Origin of the sequence: Streptomyces milbemycinicus (assembly GCF_002154605.1) — a bacterium.
GTDB lineage: Bacteria > Actinomycetota > Actinomycetes > Streptomycetales > Streptomycetaceae > Streptomyces > Streptomyces milbemycinicus.
The window spans coordinates 1-1,162 of record NZ_MUNE01000778.1 but is presented as its reverse complement, the minus strand read 5'-3'; the positions used below and the strand labels follow the sequence as shown (position 1 = coordinate 1,162).

Genomic DNA, 1,162 nt, shown 5'->3' with positions numbered 1-1,162 from the left:
GCCCCTAACTTCGCGGCATTGAGCGACAATCAGCCAGGTCCAGCGCTCAGCCGCTTCGGCGTCTCGCAGCCTCGGAGCGGTCCAGCCGAGTGTTTGCTTGATCATCCTGAAGAAGTGCTCGATGTCGAACCGCCGCAGGGAGGCCTGCCAGGCCAGGTCGGTCTCAGCCGGGGCCGCTGTGGGGCGGGACCACCAGAGCCACAGGGGCTTGGGGTCGCCGCCGCTGGGCAGGTGGTCGACCTGGAGGCGGATGACGGTGCCCTCGATGACCGGGAGCTTGCCGGTGTGGTCCCGCCAGGCGGCGCGTTGTTGCAGCTCGGGGTGGAGCCGGTCCCAGCTCTGGGCGTGGGCGGTGCCGTAGCGGGTGGTCTCGGACTTCGTCTCGACGTCCGGGGCGCCCCAGGTCCTGGTGTCCTTGAAGATGAACTCGCCGCCGTGCTTGGGCGGCCGCCCGCCCGTCGGGTTGTAGACGCGGGGCGGCGTCGGCCGGCGCATCACCCGGTNNCGCCGGCCGAAGCCGGACTGCATCCAGCGGTGCGACCCACGAGGTCCGACCCGCTTCCAGGGCGACGACCCACGAGTACGGCCAGCCCGGGATCATCATGTGCTTGCTCTCACCACGGCCGTAGGTGTGGCAAAAAGAGCGGGCATCGCTGGTGGCAGCGTCGGGCCGCAGCCAGGGCGACACGTCCACTGCCAGGACCAGCCGGCCGTCAGCAGCCCTGGGCAGCGGCAAGTCGGCCAACGCCATCCGCAGCCGCTCGACGTCCAGACAGCCCTTGTTCAGCGCGCCGTACAGGGCGCCGTGCCCGCGCCGGTGCTCGGGCGCCAGCGCCAGGTCCACCAGGGTCTTCACCGGCCCGTCGGTGCACAGCACCGCGTCGGTGAGCTCGAACAGCGCGTCGCACCGCCCGGTCAGGCGGTCGTAGAAGACCCCCGGAAGCGTGACAGTTCCGCGAACGGATCGCACTACACGCCCTGTTCCACAGCAATCACCACTACGGCCTTCGCGTCAAGTCCTGCACCTCTTGGTCAAGTTCAGGATCACGCGAAGGTCGTACCCCCGTCCCCGGAACACCCGGACGAGTGATCACCAGGTCCACCTGTTCGAAGTCGAACGACAAATCACAAGCTGACATCGATCACGCCGTGAACACCGTGT

The 1,162-nt window shown here is 68.6% G+C and carries 1 pseudogene; it reads right to left on the bottom strand.

Annotated elements, in window-relative coordinates:
* Window positions 1-951: pseudogene (locus CCN51_RS45985) on the bottom strand (transposase); the annotation flags it as partial.
* Between the last annotated feature and the right edge of the window lie 211 nt (window positions 952-1,162).